We start from the raw sequence: 2,222 nt of genomic DNA, 5'->3' as shown, positions 1-2,222 counted from the left end.
CGCCAGAGCGTTCTGTCGGCTCGACGATCAGCGCGACGCCTCCGGCCTCGGTGAACTTGATGGGCGTGGCGGGCGAGGTTGAGCAGAACCTGCCGCAGGCGCGCGGCATCACCCAGCACGGAAGCAGGCAGGCTCTCGTCGACGTCTGACGCGATCTCCAGGCCGCGTGCCTGTGCGCGTGGGGCAAGTAGCTCGGTGACGTCTTCGACCAGCGCCAGCACGTCGAGCGGACGTCGATCCAGCTCGGTGCGGCCGGCTTCGATGCGCGAGTAGTCCAGCATCTCCTCGACCAGCGAGGCCAGCGCTTCGCCGGAGCTCTTCACCGCCTTGGCGTAGGTGGTCTGCTCCGGTGTGAGCTTGGTATCGAGCAGCAGGCCCGCCATGCCGATGATGCCGTTGAGCGGCGTCCGCATCTCGTGAGACGCCATCGCCAGCAGGCGCGATGCCGCGCGGTCCGCTTCTGCCGCAGCCTCGCCGGTTTGCACGATCAGCGCGCGGGCTCGTTGCTCGGCCTCGGTGAGCTTGCCGCTATGATCAGCGAGCGGATCGCCGTGGCGCGCATGGAGGCGCAGTCGCATCGCCAGCATGGCAAACCCAATACAGCCGATCGCGGCCACGATGGCGAAGGCGATCTCGAACAGCCGGGTGTCGGCAAATTCCGGCGCGATCAGGGCCGCAAGAGTCGCCACCCCGGCGAGCGTGCCCAGCGCGAGGCGGAGCCGCGATGCGGACCAAAGCCGTCGCAATCCTGAACCGCCTCGCAGTCTTGTCACCGTCAGGTTCTCCAGGAGGCCGAAACGACTCAGTGCTGAAGGCGGCCTGCCTCGAATACAGGGCGCCTGTGAAACAGGGTTGACGGAATGTTACGGCGCGGCGAGTGCGGCGGTGGTCATCGGAGCCTCGCCATTGCCGGCGGCGACCACCAGGGCGGCGGCTTCCGCCGGCGTGATGTGCTTCGAGCGGACGTAGATCCGGTAGTCGGCCCCTGGTTCGGGGCCGAGATAGATCAGCGGGTCGGAGTTTCGTGCCTGCGAGGTGATCGCCACCAGGCGCGCGCCGCGGATAGATCCGCAGCCGTCTGCCGCAGGGTCGCTGACATCGTCCGCGATGGCGAAATCCGCATTTTCAGGGGTGTCGACGAGCTGAACGTGGACGCTGGCGCGCCGCGCATCCTTGGTGAAGCCGACATGGAATTGCGCCAGTCCGGGCGACGGCGTGATCTGCACCGCTTGCTCGGCACTCATCAGGCAGGCAGCCGGCGCGGCGGTCAGTTCGCCGCGGGCGAACAGCCCGAGCACGAACAACGGAATGGTCGAGGCAACTAATCCGATACGCAACATGACGCCACCCGCAACGCGGCTCCACGACGAGTGGAGCTATGGTTCGCGAAGCGTAAACGAAACTGGTTACGACGAAGTTGATAGTGCGTGCGGTCGAACAGATGGCCGTCAGGCATCAGGCGGCGCGGCGCATATCCTCGGCCAGCGCCCGATACGACAGCGCTTCGGCGAGATGCAGACGCCCGACCTGCTCGGAGCCGTCGAGGTCGGCCAGCGTCCGCGCCACGCGCAGCACCCGGTGATAGCCGCGCGCCGACAGCCGCATGGTTTCGGCGGCGTCGCGCAGCAGCTTCAGCCCGGCGGAGTCAGGCTGCGCCACCGTCTCCAGCACGGCGGCGGGCGCTTCCGCATTGGTGCGGACCTGCGGCAGGCCGGCGGCGGCGTAGCGGGCGCGCTGCAGATCGCGCGCGGCGGCGACGCGGGCCGCCACCTCGGCCGAGCCTTCGGCGGGTGGCGGTAGGATCAGGTCGGCGGCGGTGACGGCCGGCACCTCGATGCGCAGATCGATGCGGTCCATCAACGGCCCGGAGATGCGCGACTGATAGTCGGCGGTGCAGCGATCGATCCGGCCGCGCTTGCAGGCATAACCCGGCTCGAACGCATTGCCGCAGCGGCAGGGATTCATCGCCGCCACCAGCATCACCCGCCCCGGATAGAGTGACGCGGTGATTGGCGCGCGACACCGCGACCTCGCCGGTCTCCAGCGGCGCGCGCAGCGAATCCAGCACCCGCGGATCGAATTCTGGCAGTTCGTCGAGAAACAGCACGCCCTGATGCGCCAGCGAAATCTCGCCCGGCCGTGCCTTGATGCCGCCGCCGGTCAGCGCCGCCATGCTGGCGGAGTGATGCGGCGCGCGGAATGGCCGCCGCGCCGTCAGCGCG

At 68.7% G+C, this 2,222-nt stretch carries 1 protein-coding gene and 2 pseudogenes; all 3 read right to left on the bottom strand.

Annotated elements, in window-relative coordinates:
- Positions 1-470 (bottom strand): annotated as a pseudogene (locus I5M_RS18530) (sensor histidine kinase); the annotation flags it as partial.
- Between the two features lie 393 nt (positions 471-863).
- Entirely contained in the window at positions 864-1,340 is a 477-nt protein-coding gene (locus tag I5M_RS18525; RefSeq protein ID WP_022722759.1) for a hypothetical protein, read from the bottom strand.
- 115 nt (positions 1,341-1,455) lie between these two features.
- Positions 1,456-2,222 (bottom strand): annotated as a pseudogene (locus tag I5M_RS30090) (ATP-binding protein); the annotation flags it as partial.

The organism is Rhodopseudomonas sp. B29 (genome assembly GCF_000333455.1).
GTDB lineage: Bacteria > Pseudomonadota > Alphaproteobacteria > Rhizobiales > Xanthobacteraceae > Rhodopseudomonas.
This window is presented reverse-complemented; position numbering and strand designations above follow the sequence as displayed.